Annotated in this window: 15 protein-coding genes, 2 tRNA genes and 1 riboswitch; of the genes, 11 read left to right on the forward strand and 6 right to left on the reverse strand. The window is 56.6% G+C overall.

From position 1 onward, the window contains the following. Positions 1-12: 12 nt before the first annotated feature. Positions 13-1,455: an NAD(P)-dependent oxidoreductase gene (locus tag UB90_RS04850; protein ID WP_065325373.1), complete on the reverse strand. Its 1,443-nt coding sequence runs from the start codon at positions 1,453-1,455 to the stop codon at positions 13-15. 234 nt (positions 1,456-1,689) lie between these two features. On the opposite strand from UB90_RS04850, the gene UB90_RS04855 reads away from it, so the two are divergent. Further along, a complete protein-coding gene (locus UB90_RS04855) occupies positions 1,690-2,493 on the forward strand; it encodes an undecaprenyl-diphosphate phosphatase (protein ID WP_065325374.1) in 804 nt (267 codons plus the stop codon). A gap of 65 nt (positions 2,494-2,558) precedes the next feature. On the opposite strand, the gene UB90_RS04860 is transcribed toward UB90_RS04855, so the two are convergent. After that, positions 2,559-3,548: a complex I NDUFA9 subunit family protein gene (locus UB90_RS04860; RefSeq protein ID WP_065325375.1), complete on the reverse strand. Its 990-nt coding sequence runs from the start codon at positions 3,546-3,548 to the stop codon at positions 2,559-2,561. A gap of 191 nt (positions 3,549-3,739) precedes the next feature. On the opposite strand from UB90_RS04860, the gene UB90_RS04865 reads away from it, so the two are divergent. Together UB90_RS04865 and UB90_RS04870 are read left to right on the forward strand one after the other, a co-directional pair. Continuing rightward, a tRNA-Leu gene (locus tag UB90_RS04865) sits at positions 3,740-3,826 on the forward strand. A gap of 160 nt (positions 3,827-3,986) precedes the next feature. After that, positions 3,987-4,073 (forward strand) — tRNA-Leu (locus tag UB90_RS04870). 42 nt (positions 4,074-4,115) lie between these two features. Here the strand turns inward: UB90_RS04870 and UB90_RS04875 are convergent. Further along, a complete protein-coding gene (locus UB90_RS04875) occupies positions 4,116-4,472 on the reverse strand; it encodes a winged helix-turn-helix transcriptional regulator (RefSeq protein WP_065327099.1) in 357 nt (118 codons plus the stop codon). Positions 4,473-4,698: 226 nt separating this feature from the next. On the opposite strand from UB90_RS04875, the gene UB90_RS04880 reads away from it, so the two are divergent. Beyond that, positions 4,699-5,163, forward strand: coding sequence for a nuclear transport factor 2 family protein (locus tag UB90_RS04880; protein WP_065327100.1), 465 nt, complete (start codon positions 4,699-4,701; stop codon positions 5,161-5,163). A 48-nt stretch (positions 5,164-5,211) separates the two neighbouring features. On the opposite strand, the gene UB90_RS04885 is transcribed toward UB90_RS04880, so the two are convergent. Together UB90_RS04885 and aroC are read right to left on the reverse strand one after the other, a co-directional pair. After that, positions 5,212-7,014, reverse strand: a complete 1,803-nt coding sequence (locus UB90_RS04885) for a methyl-accepting chemotaxis protein (protein WP_065327101.1) — start codon at positions 7,012-7,014, stop codon at positions 5,212-5,214. 407 nt (positions 7,015-7,421) lie between these two features. Beyond that, positions 7,422-8,525, reverse strand: a complete 1,104-nt coding sequence (aroC, locus tag UB90_RS04890) for a chorismate synthase (RefSeq protein ID WP_005618357.1) — start codon at positions 8,523-8,525, stop codon at positions 7,422-7,424. Positions 8,526-8,843: 318 nt separating this feature from the next. Then, a riboswitch (TPP riboswitch) is annotated at positions 8,844-8,950 on the forward strand. A gap of 50 nt (positions 8,951-9,000) precedes the next feature. On the opposite strand from aroC, the gene thiB reads away from it, so the two are divergent. From thiB to UB90_RS04925, 7 genes are all read left to right on the forward strand, one after another. Beyond that, positions 9,001-9,978 (forward strand): thiamine ABC transporter substrate binding subunit, encoded by a 978-nt coding sequence (gene thiB, locus UB90_RS04895; protein WP_065327102.1) that lies wholly within the window; start codon positions 9,001-9,003, stop codon positions 9,976-9,978. Next, entirely contained in the window at positions 9,954-11,525 is a 1,572-nt protein-coding gene (locus UB90_RS04900; protein ID WP_065327103.1) for a thiamine/thiamine pyrophosphate ABC transporter permease ThiP, read from the forward strand. The genes thiB and UB90_RS04900 overlap by 25 nt, the downstream gene beginning before the upstream one ends. Then, on the forward strand, positions 11,512-12,207 hold the full coding sequence (locus tag UB90_RS04905; RefSeq protein WP_065327117.1) for a thiamine ABC transporter ATP-binding protein: 696 nt from the start codon (positions 11,512-11,514) through the stop codon (positions 12,205-12,207). The genes UB90_RS04900 and UB90_RS04905 overlap by 14 nt, the downstream gene beginning before the upstream one ends. Before the next feature lie 113 nt (positions 12,208-12,320). Next, complete coding sequence (locus UB90_RS04910) at positions 12,321-12,923, forward strand: glutathione S-transferase (RefSeq protein WP_065327104.1); 603 nt, start codon at positions 12,321-12,323, stop codon at positions 12,921-12,923. A gap of 224 nt (positions 12,924-13,147) precedes the next feature. Continuing rightward, positions 13,148-13,708 (forward strand): ubiquinol-cytochrome c reductase iron-sulfur subunit, encoded by a 561-nt coding sequence (petA, locus tag UB90_RS04915; protein WP_005616636.1) that lies wholly within the window; start codon positions 13,148-13,150, stop codon positions 13,706-13,708. A gap of 13 nt (positions 13,709-13,721) precedes the next feature. Continuing rightward, positions 13,722-15,050: a cytochrome b gene (gene petB, locus UB90_RS04920; protein ID WP_065327105.1), complete on the forward strand. Its 1,329-nt coding sequence runs from the start codon at positions 13,722-13,724 to the stop codon at positions 15,048-15,050. An 18-nt stretch (positions 15,051-15,068) separates the two neighbouring features. Further along, on the forward strand, positions 15,069-15,860 hold the full coding sequence (locus UB90_RS04925) for a cytochrome c1 (RefSeq protein ID WP_005616640.1): 792 nt from the start codon (positions 15,069-15,071) through the stop codon (positions 15,858-15,860). Between the two features lie 126 nt (positions 15,861-15,986). Here UB90_RS04925 and UB90_RS04930 read toward each other — a convergent pair whose 3' ends face one another. Further along, a complete protein-coding gene (locus UB90_RS04930; RefSeq protein WP_065327106.1) occupies positions 15,987-16,523 on the reverse strand; it encodes a chloramphenicol phosphotransferase CPT family protein in 537 nt (178 codons plus the stop codon). Positions 16,524-16,535: the final 12 nt, after the last annotated feature.

Below are 16,535 nucleotides of genomic sequence, written 5' to 3' on the forward strand. Positions count from 1 at the left end.
GAAACCTGTTGATTACTCGGCTGCGACGGCGGCCTTGGTGTTGAAACGCTCGATGATCGCCTCTGCACAGTCGCGGCCATCCTTGATCGCCCAGACCACCAGCGAGGCACCGCGCACGATGTCGCCCACGGCATAAACACCATCGAGATTGGTCGCGCCGGTTCTGAACTCTGCCTTGATGGTGCCCCAGCGGGTCACAGGCAGATTTGGCTGGTCCCACAAGGTAGGCAGCTCTTCCGGTTCAAAGCCCAGCGCCTTGATGACCAGATCGGCCTCTTCGACGTAATCCGCGCCCTCGATCACTTCGGGGGCCTGACGACCCGACGCATCGGGCTGTCCCAGACGCATCTTCTGCACCATCACACCCGAAACCTTGCCAGCTTCATCGGTGAAGCCTTTGGGGGCCGAGAGCCACTCAAAGATCACGCCCTCTTCCTCGGCATTTTGCGTTTCACGCTGCGAGCCCGGCATATTCGCGCGGTCACGACGATAGAGACATTTCACCGACTCGGCGCCCTGACGAACCGAGGTCCGCACACAGTCCATCGCGGTGTCACCGCCGCCGATGACCACAACCTTCTTACCCTTGGCATTGAAGGTGCCGTCCTCATACTCAGGCACAGTATCGCCAAAATTCGCCACACGGTTGGATGCGGTCAGGAAGTCAATCGCTTTGACGATGCCCGTCGCACCAGAGCCCGGCATGTTCAGATCACGGGATTTATAAACGCCGGTGGCAATGATAATCGCATCGTGCTTGGCGCGGATCTCCTCAAACGAGATATCCTCGCCGATGTTGCAGTTCATCACGAAGGTCACGCCACCCTCCGCCAGCAACTCGTTGCGGCGCATGACGATCTCTTTTTCCAGCTTGAAACCGGGGATACCATAGGTCAGCAGACCGCCCGCACGATCATAGCGATCATAGACGGTGACCTGCACGCCAGCCTTGCGCAGCATATCGGCGGCCGCCAGACCGCCGGGGCCTGCGCCAATGATGCCGACGGATTCCGCGCGTTCCGCCAATGGGGCATTGGGTTTGACCCAACCTTTGTCCCATGCGGTGTCAGTGATGTATTTCTCGACCGCGCCGATGGTCACAGTGCCGTGACCGGATTGTTCGATCACACAGTTGCCTTCGCAGAGACGATCCTGCGGGCAGATACGACCACAGATCTCCGGAAAGGTGTTCGTCGCTTGCGAGGTTGCATAGGCTTCCTCAAGCCGCCCGGTTGCGGTCAGACGCAGCCAGTCGGGGATGTTGTTGTGCAAGGGGCAATGCGACTGGCAATAAGGCACGCCACACTGGCTGCACCGGCTCGCCTGCTCTTCCGCCTTGGCCGCCGCGAATTCCGCATAGATCTCGTCGAAATCTTCTCTACGCGTGTCCGCGTCCCGCTTCACGGGCATATCGCGATCAATCTTCACGAACTTCAGCATCGGTTGCTTGGCCACGGCGATACTCTCCTTTTGGCTGGCGGCGATAGTACAGAGCCTCTGAATGTTAAATAGGTCAGCATTGGTTACTCATTTAACAACTAGCTCCCTGTGAATAGCCAATTCTCAGTCATTGTATAGTTGTTTTAGGTCCGATTCGGACTTAAAAACGGACTTCCCCATAAAAACAATGGCTTTATACAGTCGGCACAGCTGCTTCACTTTCGCAGCGCCATCCCGGATAGAGATATTATGCCATTGCTTCAGCTGATCCTTGTGGCCCTGATTCAGGGCATAACCGAATTCCTTCCCGTATCGTCCTCCGGACATCTGATTCTACTCCCCAGCTTGACCGGCATGGAGGATCAAGGGCAGGCTATTGATGTGGCCGTCCATGTCGGCACCCTTGCCGCGGTGGTATTGTTCTTCTGGAGCGACGTGCGCGAGGCGATATTGGGACTTCCGCGCGCGTTAACCGGGCGCATCGATACAGCCGGTGCGCGGTTGGCGCTTGGGCTTATTGTTTCGACCATTCCAACCGTCATCTTTGGAGCTGTTTTACACTTCACTGGCCTGAGTGACGCGCTGCGCTCTATCACTGTGATCGGCTGGACCATGCTGATCTTTGGGATCGTGCTCTATGTAGCCGACCAGCGCGGCAGCTCTCACAAAACCGCCTCCGACTGGGGACCAAAAGACGCGCTGATCATAGGCCTCTGGCAAATGCTGGCACTTATTCCGGGAACATCCCGTTCGGGCATTACCATCACAGGCGCACGAGGCCTTGGGTACAACCGCGAAGACGGCGCGCGCATTGCCATGCTGATGTCGATCCCCACCATCATCGCTTCGGGCTTACTGCTTGGAACAGAGGTGGCCCTGAATGCCGATGTTGGATTGATGCGCGACATGGGAATCGCGGCTCTGCTGGCGATGGTCTCCGCTCTCGCAGCACTTGCGCTGATGATGCGTCTGCTCAAATCCGTGAGCTTCACCCCCTACGTCATATATCGGGTGGTGCTCGGCATCGTGCTGCTGATCATCGCCTATCAGTGAGACAAACAAAAAGGGTGCGACCCAGATCGCACCCTCTCAACGTCTCTTTAACTCAGACCTTCGCCTTAGACGTCGCCGCGCAGGTTTCCGGCGGATTTCATCAGTTCGTCATACTGTCCGGATGGACGGAATTTCCAAAGATAGTCGGGCAGCACCGAACCGAGCGTAACCGGCTCAATACCAAGATCCGCCAGCCCTTTAGCCCCCTCGGCCACCACATTGTCGCTGTTCAGGTTCTTCAGCTGATCGCGGGTCAGCAGACCATTGGTAAACAGGCCAAAGGTGGCGGACTGCGCCAGATCAAACCCAAAGGCCATGATGCGCGCGACAAAATTCGGCAGAGACACGATGATGCGGCGGCGGTGGATCACATCGAGCATCTGCGCCATCAGATCGGCAAAGCTCTTTACCTCCGGACCACCAAGCTCATAGGTGCCTGGCGCCGCAGATCCCGTCAGCCCCGCGACTGCGGCCTTGGCAACATCATCGACATAAACAGGCTGGAACCGAGTGGCGCCCCCTGCGATCGGCAGGATCGGGCCAAATCGGGTCATGCCCGCAAACCGATTAAAGAACTGATCTTCCGCACCAAAGATAATGGAAGGCCGAAGAATCATCGCACCGGGGAAAGCCTCAAGCACCGCAGCCTCGCCTGCGGCCTTGGTGCGGGCATACTCGCTGGCGCCCTCGGCATCTGCACCAATGGCGGAGACATGAACCAGACGCTCTACCCCCGTGTCAGCCGCGATCCGGGCGATCCGCCCCGCGCCTTCAGACTGAACCGCGGAGAATGTGTTCTTGCCAATCTCATTCAGGACACCGACGCAGTTCACTACCGCATCCGAGCCCGCCATTACCGCAGCAACAGAGGCATCGTCGCGGATGTTGCAAAACACCGGCTCGACCTGACCGGGCACGCCGTAGGGTTTGACATGCATTGCCTCATTGGGGCGGCGTACTGCGACGCGTACGCGCCAGCCCTCTTTCGCCATGCGGCGCGCGATATAGCGACCGACAAACCCTGAACCGCCATAAATGGTGACCAGTTTGGACATGACTTGGCTCCTCTCGCGTAGCTGTTGTCCCGATTTACCGCTCTGGCCCCTTTCAAACAAGGCGCAAAACGTCGCTGATTGACGCAAGCCACAGAGCCGAAGCAGTTACGCCGCATGATTTTGCAAAAATGTCAAAATTCCGTTTGACCCTCCCCAAGACTCGGCTTATACGCCGCTCTCACGACATCTGTGCCCAGATGGCGGAATTGGTAGACGCGCTAGCTTCAGGTGCTAGTGTCCGTATGGACGTGGAGGTTCGAGTCCTCTTCTGGGCACCATATCTCCCCCTTCTAAAACATCGATAAGTTGCTGTTTGCAAACGGCTTACCCCGTCATCTTGCTGTGATTGAGCAGACTGCGCATTGAACCTTCGCGAACGCATTTTTCCACTTGCTGCCCTGTTGATTCCCGCTTATACGCCCACCTCACGACATCTGTGCCCAGATGGCGGAATTGGTAGACGCGCTAGCTTCAGGTGCTAGTGTCCGTATGGACGTGGAGGTTCGAGTCCTCTTCTGGGCACCATATCCTTCCGAACACACTATAAATATTGGCAAATGCCACTGATTATTCTCGGCAGGCGCGTCGTGATTCCACGATTGCAAGGTGATGCACATCCGCCCAGTTAATCAAGATATTGAGCGGCTCCATGAAGGAGCGGCCCAGATCCGTCAGCGCATATTCCACTCGCGGCGGCACCTCGGGGTAAATCGTGCGCGTCACGAACCCATCCTGCTCTAGGCGTCTGAGAGTCTTTGACAGCATCTGCTTTGACACATCGCCAATCTCACGCTGCAACGTATTAAAGCGCCACGTCTGCTCCGAAAGCGCCTCCAGCACCAGAAGACTCCACTGATCGCCAATCCGGTCGAGAACATCACGGATCGGGCATGGTTGCTCAAAGGGAGTCGGTTCGCTGGTCATTCTTCACCTTTTCAACTGGTTATAGGTCACTGCGCAGTGACCTAGTCACGGTCCGGTGACTTCTTGCGCGGGGAAATGGTGCTTCCTAACTGTCCCCATGCGATCGAAATCAGACCGGTTTTGCATGCTTCATACCCATGGTGCGCAGACAGTCAAACTGACCACATCATGATCCGGGCAAGCACACCGTAATTTGATTTCGAGCCACAACAAAATGGACACGAAAATGAACAAAATCCTCAAATTCACCGCACTTGCTGCAATGATCTCTGCGGCTCCCCTCTCTGTTCTGGCAGAGACCTCAGAGCGTGATCTTGCGACAGAAGAAGCCAACCGTGCGCTGGTCGTCGAATTCTATGACCAGTTCTTCAACGAGCATAACATCGCAGCCAGCGATCTGATTGCCGAAGACTATATTCAGCACAACCCCAACGTCCCCGACGGCAAAGCCCCATTGGTATCGTTTTTCTCTGGATATTTTGCCGAAAATCCCGAATCCCGCGCCCGCATCGTGCGCAGCGCTGCCGACGGTGATCTCGTATGGCTGCATGTGCAGTCTACGAATGGCGAAGAAGACCTAGGCGAGGCTGTGGTCGACATCTTCCGGGTGGAAGATGGCATGATCGTTGAACACTGGGATGTCATCCAGCCTGTCCCATCAGAGGCTGCAAACAGCAACACCATGTTCTGATTGAACGAAGGCGAACCCACCCATTTGGCAGGTTCGCCTCTACGTGGTTTATTCGGCCGCGATGGCGCTGACTGGGTCGAAACCTCCCGACTGCGTCAGTTTGAATTGCGAAACGGTCAGCGACAGGCGTTGTGCATCATTCTTCATGCGAACGCTGGCGGTGTCGGCGTTGCTTGCCACAGCCGCACTTTCCTGAGTTGCAGTATCCAGATCACGGATACCCATGTTAATCTCGCTAAGACCTTGCGTCTGGTTTTGCACTTCGGTGGTGATATCAGACACAAGCGCACCCAGGTTATTGATCTGCTCAAGAACCGCACGGATTGATTCCCCGGTTGTGGATACCAACCTTGATCCTTCCGAGACCTGCTTGATGTTCCCTTGTGTAAGGGCACGGATTTCTCCAACCGAATCCGACGCACGCTGAGCAAGGTTTCGCACCTCGGTTGCAACCACGGCAAAGCCTTGTCCCGCCTCGCCTGCCCGGGCGGCTTCTACCCCAGCGTTGAGCGCAAGCAGGTTGGTCTGGAACGCAATATCCTCAATCAGCCCGACAATCTTGTCGATCTCACCAGAGGCCTGTTCGATTTGCTCAATCGCCGTGATGGCTTCTTCCAGTTGCTCACCACTACGGCGCGATACGTCGGTACTCTGCGTGGCGAGATGATTGGCCTCGAGGATGCGCTCAGACACGTTCTTACCGCTGTTATTCAGCTCTTCCAGCGCCGCTGCAGATTCTTCCAGCGTTGCGGCCTGACGCTCTACGCGGCGCGACAGATCAGAAGATACCATTTCCACTTCGCTTGCCGAGCCGCTGAGGTTTTCGGCCACGGTTGCGATCTCTCCCATCGCCGCAGCAAGGTTTTCTGCAACCGCATCAAAATCTTTGCGCAGCCCCTCATATTCTTCGGGAAAGCCGGAATTTTCGCCAATGCGATGAGACAAGTCGCGGCTGGCCAAACTGCCGAGCCCTTCCTGAAGCCGCGCAACTGCCGCGTCCTGTCGCATGCGTTGCTCTTTGGCGCGGTGCTCATCTTCAACGGCATTTGAGAGTTTTTGGCGGAACTGCTCAACACTGCGCGACACCCCACCAATCCCGTCGGGCCGATTGGTGAAGGGAACGACCGTATCGTAATCTTCATCCCGGATCGCGGTCACCGCCACCTCGAGCGATTGGATCGGACGCAACATATACCGGAGCGCGATCACTGTTAGTCCCATCGCCACCAGAAGACCGAGGACAGCAATCACGCCGCCCTCGACCAACATCTCGTTGATCGCAACTGTCAGGGCTTCCTTTGCGACACCGACATAGAAGATACCAAGCGGCTCGCCGGCCTCACTGAGGACCGGTACATAAATGGTGAAATAGTCTTTCCCCAGGATGGTGGCTTGCCCGCGAAAGACCTCGCCCTTCATCATCGACGCATAAACCGGATTAGCTTTGCCGAGGACGGTCCCCACTGCCCGTGCACCATCATCCTTGATGATATTTGTGGTGCGGCGTACAAAGTCTTGCTCTGCATCATCCCAGACAAAGATCGTAGCCGTTTCCCCGGAAATTGAGCCGACCCTGTCGATCATGTCATGGTTCTCAAACGCGACGATCGATTGCGCCGTCAGACCAGACACCTCGCCGTTGGTATCGGTGGTCACCTCGAAATCCTGATAATGTGCCATCTCATTCACAAGGATTTTGATGGACATCGCCTGCCGCGTCTCTGCCGCGTCGACAAGTGCGGTTTTGGATTGATTAAACAGGACAAAAAACAACGCTGCGGCCAATCCGCACAGCAACAAGGTAACACCGAAACCGATCTGAAAACCTAGTCTGTTGAACGCATGTTTCATAAGACACCTCCACAATGGAATACCTTGTCTCTAAACATCCGCACCTAAACAGAGCGTTATCAAACTCCGGTACTATTCCACAAAACTGGACTCACTTTTAACGGTGTTTTGCGCGCAGGCGGTTTTGAAAAACCGAAATATACAAGGCCGTGCGCATCATAATAACCAAGCCGGTTAGCAGATAAGTAAGCGTATTCTATAGTTTAATCATCGCAAAACACCTAGGAGACGGTGCCTATTCATCCAGGCCACCTTCCGCGAGCACAACAACAAAGAGAGCAACGCAAAATACTGCCTTGGCAGAACAAACGCTGACGCGTTTGCGCCGTCATTTATCCCCTTAGTCACAGATTAGGCAGCGACAGCACATGATGCGGCAATCCATGATTCTGTCGCTGGCGTCTAATTCAGCCGATATGGCCCTGATTTTCACCAATCTGTCCCCGGTGCAGCAATAGGTGATCAAGGATCACGCAAGCCATCATCGCTTCGGCGACAGGTACCGCGCGGATACCTACGCAGGGATCGTGTCGACCTTTGGTAATGACTTCGGTTGTTGTGCCATCCTTGCGGATCGACTGGCGCGGCGTGAGAATGGACGAGGTCGGCTTCACAGCGAAACGCACCACCACATCCTGACCGGTAGAAATACCACCGAGAATGCCGCCTGCGTGGTTCGACGAATAAACCGGCGCGCCGTCATTGCCCATGAAGATCTCATCGGCATTCTCAGACCCTTTCAACTGGGCCGCATGCATCCCTTCGCCAATCTCGACGCCTTTGACCGCGTTAATCGACATCATGGCGGCAGCAAGATCGGTGTCGAGCTTGCCATATATCGGCGCGCCAATACCGGCAGGTACACCGCGCGCAACCACTTCGATCACCGCGCCAACCGAATCATGCTGTTTGCGCAAGGCTTGCAGATAATCTTCCCAAGGTTGAACAGCCGCCGCATCGGGAATCCAGAAGTCATTCTGATCAATCGCCGCCCAGTCAAAGCGCGTACGGTCAATCTCCATCTCACCCATCCGGGTCATATAGCCTTTGATCTCAAGCCCCGGCACCAACGCTTTGATCGCCTCACGGGCAACACCGCCCGCAGCCACTCGCGCCGCAGTTTCGCGTGCAGAAGACCGCCCGCCACCACGATAGTCACGATTGCCGTATTTCTGGAAGTAGGTGATGTCCGCATGCCCCGGGCGGAAAGTTTGCGCAATCTCGCCATAGTCCTTTGAGCGCTGGTCGGTGTTCTCGATCATCAACTGGATCGGTGTTCCGGTGGACTTACCCTCAAACACGCCCGACAGGATTTTTACGGCATCCGGCTCATTGCGCTGCGTGGTATTCTTGTTTTGACCGGGGCGACGTTTATCCAGCCAATGCTGCAACATCTCTGGTGAGATGGGCACATTGGGCGGGCAACCATCCACAGTCGCCCCCAAAGCGGGCCCATGGCTTTCACCCCAAGTGGTGACACGAAAAAGGTGGCCGAAAGAATTCATGGACATGCGTGCGGGTCTCCTTTGGTTTGTTCCTTTAGCGGCAAAGCCCGCCGGGGAAAAGAGATCCGCGCATTACCGCCACACAAAGGACAGAAGAATCCCCCTTCTTCGCCCGAGAAATGGTAGGTCCGTGAACACAACACGGATGGCAGAGTACATTCAAAGGGGGGGCGCTGCCCCCTCTGCCCCATGGGCCTCACCCCCGGGGTATTTCAGGTTAGAAGAAAGGGGAACTTCGGCCTTCTTCTAACTCAAAATATCCCGGAGCGCGAGGCAGCGCCTCGCATGCGCCACCTTGCCAAGCCATGCAACCACACCTAGTGTCACCCCACCTCGGGGTGCGCGTAAGTAATGCGCTGAGATGCCGATCTGGCGAACCCGCTGAACCTGAACCGGATTATACCGGCGGAGGGAAGGTTTGGGACGATTTGGAGCAATAGCGCTCAGTCTCCTCCTTACCAACGCCGCATTGGAGGACAACATGAAATCCCTCATCCTTGCGAGCGCCACATTGGTTGCCACCGCTGCCTCGGCAGACACACCTCAGTTGGTGGTCTACACATACGACAGCTTTGTTTCGGAATGGGGCCCCGGGCCCGCTGTAGAAGCCGCGTTTGAGGCCACCTGTGACTGTGATCTTAAGTTCGTTGGTGCAGGTGATGGCGCGGCCTTACTTGCGCGGATCAAATTGGAAGGTGAACGTTCAGATGCCGATATCGTGTTGGGGCTCGACACCAATCTGACCGCAGCAGCTAAAGAAACAGGCCTCTTTGCACCGATGTCTGTCACAGCGGAATATGCGCTGCCGATCGAGTGGAAAGATACGCATTTTGCTCCTTACGACTGGGGTTATTTTGCCTTTGTCCACAACGCGGATGCCGATGTGCCGTCGAACCTCAAAGCGCTGGGTGAGAGCGACGTGAAAATCGTCATTCAAGACCCGCGCTCCTCAACACCGGGGCTGGGCCTGCTGATGTGGGTTAAGGCCGCCTATGCAGATGAGGCCCCCGCAATCTGGGAAAGCCTCAGTGACAACATCGTCACCGTGACCAAAGGATGGTCGGAGGCCTATGGTCTCTTTCTCGAAGGCGAGGCCGACATGGTGCTCTCTTACACCACCTCGCCTGCCTACCATCTGATCGCCGAAAACGACGACAGCAAAGCGGCGGCGCTTTTTGACGAAGGACACTACATGCAGGTCGAAGTTGCGGGCAAACTTGCCGCAAGCGACCAGCCGGAGTTGGCAGATCAGTTCCTGCAGTTCATGGTATCTGATGCTTTCCAATCGGTTATCCCGACCACAAACTGGATGTATCCGGCGGTAACTCCCTCCGAAGGTCTGCCGCAGGGGTTTGAAACCCTCGTCAGCCCGGAAAAATCTCTGCTGCTGCCCGAAGAGGAAGCCGCATCTATACGCGCCGAGGCGCTGGACGAATGGCGCGCAGCGCTCAGCCAATAACCTTGCCTGTGGTCGCGATCTGGCCCGGAACCTGCGCCGCCCTTGGGGTGGCGCTTCTGGTTTTGGGCACTCTTGTTGCGGTGGCATTGCGGGCAGATGACCTTAGTGGTTTTGCAGCCGCCGACTGGGCGGCATTGCGTTTCACGCTGGTGCAGGCCTGCCTGTCGGCATTCTTGAGTGTGGCGCTGGCAATCCCGGTGGCAAAAGCGCTGGCACGGCGGCGGTTTTTCGGGCGGCGTGTGTTGATCACCCTATTGGGTGCGCCATTTATCCTGCCCGTCATTGTTGCAATTCTCGGGCTACTAGCTGTGTTTGGCCGCTCGGGCTGGATGAGCGATCTACTCGGGCTTGCAGGTTTGCCACCCGTGCAGATCTATGGGCTGCACGGGGTAGTGATCGCGCATGTATTCTTCAATCTTCCCTTGGCGACCCGACTTATTCTGCAAGGCTGGCAAGAAATCCCCGCGGAACGGTTTCGCCTTGCCGCACAACTGAATGCAGGCCCTCGCGCCATGTGGCAACTGACTGAAGCCCCAATGCTGCGGCAAGTCGTGCCGGGAACGGCTGCGGTAATCTTTGCCATCTGCTTGTCGAGCTTCGCGGTTGCGCTGACCCTGGGTGGCGGTCCCAAAGCCACCACGATCGAACTGGCGATTTATCAGGCCTTTCACTTTGATTTTGACCTTGGACGGGCAGCGATGCTGTCGGGCGTGCAGCTTGTCCTGACAGTGGTGGCCGCATTTCTAGCGCTCAAAGCCTCTTCGAGTGAGGGGTTTGGCGCAGGTCTTGATCGTGCCGTGATACGTTGGGATGGCAAAGGAACCTGTGCACGCATAATCGACGGGTTCTGGATCGCAGCCGCAGCGCTTTTCCTCATGCTACCTTTGCTTGCCGTATTGATTTCAGGGCTGCCGGGGCTTGTGTCACTGCCCGCATCTGTCTGGGGCGCAACGTGGGTTTCCCTACAGGTTGCCGCACTCAGCACTGTGTTTTTGTTATGTGTGGCTCTACCGTTATCGGCCAGCATTGCGTTGGGACGCAAAAGGCTCGGCGAAGTGGCTGGCATACTTGGCCTTGCTGCCTCTCCACTGGTGATCGGGACCGGACTGTTTGTGATGGTATACCCTTATATTGACCCGTTCCTGTTGGCCCTGCCTGTCACAGCACTGGTGAACATGGTGATGGCACTCCCCTTTGCGCTGCGGATACTCGTCCCACGTATGCGGCAAGTGCTGCACCATAATGCCAGGCTTGCACTTGCACTCGATATGAACGGGCGCACGTTCTGGAGACGCGTTCTTCTGCCTCGATGTCGCGCGCAGATCGGTTTTGCGGCGGGGCTAACGGCGGCGCTGTCACTTGGGGACCTCGGTGTGATCGCACTCTTTGCGGACCCCGAAGTGGCCACTCTGCCCTTGCAAGTCTATCGCCTGATGGGAGCCTACCGGATGGAAGCGGCACAAGGGGCTGCGCTGCTGTTGTTTGTCATATCCATGGGCGCGTTCTGGATTTTGGACCGAGGGGGGCGTCTTCATGCTGAGGCTTAACGCATTGGACATCCGCAAAGGAGAATTCCGCCTTTCCGGCACCGCCGACATCAAAGCCGGCGCACGGGTTGCGGTGATCGGCCCGTCCGGGGCTGGCAAGTCCACCCTTCTCGAGGCGATTGCAGGGTTTCAACCACTCGACAGCGGAAAGATACTTTGGCGCAGCGACGATCTGACGGCGCGCGCACCGGGAAAGCGCCCCATTGCGATGCTATTTCAGGATGGCAACCTGTTTCCACATTTGACAGTCGCGCAAAACGCGGGACTAGGGATCAATCCCAATCGCAAACTCACTCCCGACGAAATGAAGACTGTAGAAGTCGCGATATCGCGCGTGGGCTTGAGCGGCATGGAGGGGCGCAAACCGGCTGAACTGTCGGGAGGGCAGCAAAGCCGGGCCGCACTGGCGCGTGTGTTGGTGCAACAACGCGACCTGTTGCTGTTGGACGAACCCTTTGCCGCGCTTGGGCCTGCGCTCAAGGCGGAGATGCTGGATCTGGTCAAGGAGATCGTGGCCGAACGCAATATTACGCTCCTGATGGTAAGCCACGATCCAGATGATGCCCGACGTATCACCGACGAGGTCCTGCTCATCGCAGAAGGAAAACTGCATCCTCCCGCCCCAACCGCAGACACATTAGACAATCCGCCAGCAGCGCTTCGAGAGTATTTGGGAACATGAGCGGAGCTGGCCACCACCTCAACTTACCTGCTCTGCTTCATTTTTTATGATAGCCCATTTCCCTCATTGCACACCTCGCGCTAGAGTTGCGACAATCAGGGAGATCCAGTGAGATGAAGCTCTATTATTCGCCCGCCTCGCCCTTTGTGCGCAAAGTCGTGTTGGTACTGCATGAGACTGGCCAGATGGATGACGTCGAATTGCTGCCCGTCAGCACCTCTGTGACCGGGCCAGATTCGGCGCTGGCAGCCAGTAACCCGCTGGCAAAAATCCCGGCCTTAATCCGCGAAGGCGGCCCGACGCTTTATGACAGCCGGGTCATATGCGAATTTTTAGACGCGCGTGCAGGCGGGGTGCTTTACCGCGGTGGCTGGGACATGAAAGTTTTGGAAGCCACGGCGGATGGCATCATGGATGCAGCAGTTTCCATGTCCTATGAAAAACGCCTGCGCCCCGCTGAGAAGCAATGGGACGCGTGGCTTGAGGGGCAGCTGAGCAAGGTGGTCGGAGCCTGTACCGCAATCGAGACTCGTTGGATGCCATTGCTGTCGGGACCCATAAATATTGGCCAATTGGCCATTGCCGCAGCTCTGGCTTATGTGGATTTCCGACACCCTGATGCGGGTTGGCGAAACGCCTCGCCCCAGCTGGCAAAGTGGTTTGAGACCTTTGAAACACGGCCTTCAATGCAGGCAACTCGACCTGACGCAACCTGAAGCAAAGAGTTCACTTCGTTTTAAAGGAGGGTGAGTCAGATAGGAGGCGAAGGCGCAGCAGTGCAACAGTTCTGTGAAAGAATGCAACACTCAGGCGGGCCTGCGCTGCTTTGACCGCTAGACGAACCCGGTTTGCATCGCTAGACACGCGGCTGAGTCACCGCGTTTATTGCGGTGTAAGCGCATGTTTGCCCTAAACGGGCGCTGAAACTTGGAGAAAACTCGTGTCCCACGCAGAAGACCACGAAGGAACCCGGAGAGATTTCCTCTACTACGCCACAGCTGGCGCAGGGGCAGTCACCGCGGGTGCCGCCGTTTGGCCACTGGTCAACCAGATGAATCCCTCGGCTGACGTTCAGGCCCTGTCCTCCATCCTTGTGGACATTTCAGGCGTTGACGTCGGCACACAAATCTCAGTCATGTTCCTCGGCAAACCGGTGTTTATTCGCCGCCGCACGCAGGAAGAAATTGACGAAGCGCGCGCAGTCGAGATGCAGGAACTGATCGACTCGTCCTCGGAGAACCCCAACAAGCCAGGCACCGATGCTTCGGATGAAAACCGTACTCTTGACGAGAACGGCGAATGGCTGGTGATGATGGGTGTCTGTACCCACCTCGGCTGTGTACCGCTTGGCGATGGTGCCGGTGAATTTAATGGCTGGTTCTGCCCATGCCATGGTTCGCACTACGACACCGCAGGCCGTATCCGCAAAGGTCCCGCACCGCAGAACCTGCACATCCCGGTGGCTGAGTTCACCGACGAAACCACCATCAAGCTAGGATAAGGGGGTCGCACGCATGTCAGGAATTCCGCACGACCATTACGAACCCAAGACAGGCCCGGAAAAGTGGCTGCACAGCCGCCTGCCCATCGTCGGCCTCGTCTATGACACCATTATGATCCCCACCCCCAAGAACCTGAACTGGTGGTGGATCTGGGGTATTGTGCTCGCCTTCTGTCTGGCGCTGCAAATCGTTACCGGTATTGTTCTGGTGATGCATTATACGCCCCACGTAGATCTGGCTTTTGCCTCCGTTGAGCACATCATGCGCAACGTGAATGGCGGCTATATGATTCGATATCTGCACGCCAACGGCGCTTCGCTGTTCTTTGTGGCGGTTTACATCCACATCTTCCGCGGCCTGTTCTACGGCTCTTACAAGGCCCCGCGTGAAATCACGTGGATTGTGGGCATGCTGATCTATCTGATGATGATGGGCACTGCCTTCATGGGTTACGTTCTGCCTTGGGGCCAGATGTCCTTCTGGGGTGCAACCGTGATCACCGGCCTCTTTGGCGCGATCCCATTCATTGGTGAACCAATCCAAACCTGGCTTCTAGGTGGACCTGCGGTTGATAACGCAACTCTGAACCGCTTCTTCTCGCTGCACTATCTGCTGCCCTTCGTGATTGCCGCTCTTGTGATCGTTCACATCTGGGCCTTCCACACCACGGGCAACAACAACCCCACCGGTGTTGAAGTACGTCGCGGTTCGAAAGAAGAAGCCAAGAAAGACACCCTGCCGTTCTGGCCCTACTTCGTGATCAAGGATTTCCTTGGCCTCGCGGTGGTATTGGTGATCTTCTGGGCCATCGTCGGCTTCATGCCGAACTACCTTGGTCACCCGGACAACTACATCGAAGCCAACCCGCTGCAGACTCCTGCGCACATCGTTCCGGAATGGTACTTCCTGCCCTTCTACGCGATCCTGCGGGCCTTCACCTCTGAGGTCTGGGTTGTGCAGATCGCGTCCTTTGTGACCGGCGGTATCATAGATGCGAAGTTCTTCGGTGTTCTGGCGATGTTTGGTGCGATTGCTGTTATGGCGCTGGCACCGTGGCTTGATACCTCTCGCGTGCGCTCGGGCAAATACCGCCCCCAGTTCAAGTGGTGGTTCCTGCTTCTGGTCATCGACTTCTTCGCCCTGATGTGGCTGGGTGCGATGCCTGCGGAAGAGCCCTATGCGTCCTTCTCGCTGATCGCTTCTGCCTATTGGTTCGGTTACTTCCTCGTGATCCTGCCGCTCTTGGGTGTGATCGAGAAGCCCGAAGAGATCCCCGCAACTATCGAAGACGATTTCAATGCCCATTACGGCAAGAAATCCGAAGCTACTCCTGCTGAATAAGAAGAAGGACAGCTACCAATGTTCAAGAAACTTGTAACCGGTGCTGCTTTCGCTCTGGCACTCGTCCCGGCCGCATCATTCGCGGCTGGAGGTGAGGGTCACATCGAAGACTTCGCCTTCTCGTTCGAGGGTCCGTTTGGCACCTATGATCAGAACCAGCTTCAGCGTGGCCTTCAGGTCTTCACCGAAGTCTGCGCTGCATGTCATGGTCTGAAACAGGTTCCGATCCGTACACTTTCAGACGAAAGCGGCCCCGGCATCCCCGAGGATCAGGTGCGCGCGTATGCGGCTGACAATTTCGAGGTGTTCGACGCAGCGCTGGACGATTTCCGCCCGGCGACTCCGGTCGATCACTTCCCGGCCAACACCTCTCTGGGTGCACCAGACCTGAGCCTGATGGCAAAGGCCCGTGCTGGCTTTCACGGCCCCTATGGTCTGGGTCTGAACCAGTTGTTCAAAGGTATGGGCGGTGCAGAATACATCGCGTCGCTGATGACGGGTTACACTGGCGAGACCAAGGTCGAAGCAGGCACAACCTTCTATGAGAACACAGCCTTTGCGGGCGGTTGGATTTCCATGGCGCCGCCTTTGGCGGATGAACAGGTCGAGTTCATCGACGGTCATGAGAATGATCTGGAAAGCCTGTCAAAAGACGTCGCTGCTTTCCTGATGTGGACAGCAGAACCCAAGATGATGGCCCGGAAACAGGCTGGTTTCATCGGCGTGCTGTTCCTGACGGTATTGTCAGTGTTGCTGTACCTGACCAACAAGCGTCTGTGGGCCCCGCACAAGGGCAAGAAGACCTCCTGAGAGGTCTCCTCCTAACAAGATCAAGAAGCCCTCGTATCAGATGATACGGGGGCTTTTTTTATCAAGGAGGCCGTGAGGGGCCAGCCCCTCTGCGCCTGTGGCGCATTCACCCCGGGATATTTGGCGTTAGAAGAGATTGGCCTCAGCAAAAAATCGTGACGGCATGGGCGGATTTTTGGTCATCGAAAGAATGGTCTCAACGCAGGTTTTCAGAGGCTGGGTACTGTCGAGTGAGACATCATACGAGAGGCCATTATGGACATGTGTAAAGTCCTGCGCGGCGCTTCCAGCGGGGCGATCTCCTCGCGCTGTTTCTCGTGCCTCCAGGGTTGCGAGCGGGGCCAGCAAACCGATGAACATCACATTGTGCGACGCCAATAAAGCCTGCAGCTCTGCATGCCAACCAGGGGTGTCGAGGATATGTTCGACGATCAGATCGTTGCCCGCATCGGCAAAGCCGGCAATGGCGCGGTGAAAGCCCGAGAAGAACCTCGGCCGCGCGGTTTTCCAATCTGGGTAGGCAGAAGGTTCCCACGCCCCGCTGTCACGCAGGTGGTCAATTGAAAGATGCAGATAGGGCCGGTCAGATGCCTCGCGAATTGCGGCGGCAAGCGTAGATTTACCGCTGCTGGACGGGCCGTGAAGAAACAAGATCAGGGCCATGTGGTCGTCCTT

The organism is Tritonibacter mobilis (genome assembly GCF_001681715.1).
Taxonomy (GTDB): Bacteria; Pseudomonadota; Alphaproteobacteria; order Rhodobacterales; family Rhodobacteraceae; genus Epibacterium; species Epibacterium mobile.

Coding starts and splice junctions, on each gene's coding strand:
- UB90_RS04855 (WP_065325374.1), top strand. CDS start 1,690: ATGCCATTGCTTCAGCTGATCCTTGTGGCCCTGATTCAGGGCATAACC.
- UB90_RS04885 (WP_065327101.1), bottom strand. CDS start 7,014: ATGAAACATGCGTTCAACAGACTAGGTTTTCAGATCGGTTTCGGTGTT.
- UB90_RS04880 (WP_065327100.1), top strand. CDS start 4,699: ATGAACAAAATCCTCAAATTCACCGCACTTGCTGCAATGATCTCTGCG.
- UB90_RS04860 (WP_065325375.1), bottom strand. CDS start 3,548: ATGTCCAAACTGGTCACCATTTATGGCGGTTCAGGGTTTGTCGGTCGC.
- thiB (WP_065327102.1), top strand. CDS start 9,001: ATGAAATCCCTCATCCTTGCGAGCGCCACATTGGTTGCCACCGCTGCC.
- UB90_RS04875 (WP_065327099.1), bottom strand. CDS start 4,472: ATGACCAGCGAACCGACTCCCTTTGAGCAACCATGCCCGATCCGTGAT.
- aroC (WP_005618357.1), bottom strand. CDS start 8,525: ATGTCCATGAATTCTTTCGGCCACCTTTTTCGTGTCACCACTTGGGGT.
- UB90_RS04900 (WP_065327103.1), top strand. CDS start 9,954: ATGGCGCGCAGCGCTCAGCCAATAACCTTGCCTGTGGTCGCGATCTGG.
- UB90_RS04910 (WP_065327104.1), top strand. CDS start 12,321: ATGAAGCTCTATTATTCGCCCGCCTCGCCCTTTGTGCGCAAAGTCGTG.
- petB (WP_065327105.1), top strand. CDS start 13,722: ATGTCAGGAATTCCGCACGACCATTACGAACCCAAGACAGGCCCGGAA.
- UB90_RS04905 (WP_065327117.1), top strand. CDS start 11,512: ATGCTGAGGCTTAACGCATTGGACATCCGCAAAGGAGAATTCCGCCTT.
- UB90_RS04925 (WP_005616640.1), top strand. CDS start 15,069: ATGTTCAAGAAACTTGTAACCGGTGCTGCTTTCGCTCTGGCACTCGTC.
- UB90_RS04930 (WP_065327106.1), bottom strand. CDS start 16,523: ATGGCCCTGATCTTGTTTCTTCACGGCCCGTCCAGCAGCGGTAAATCT.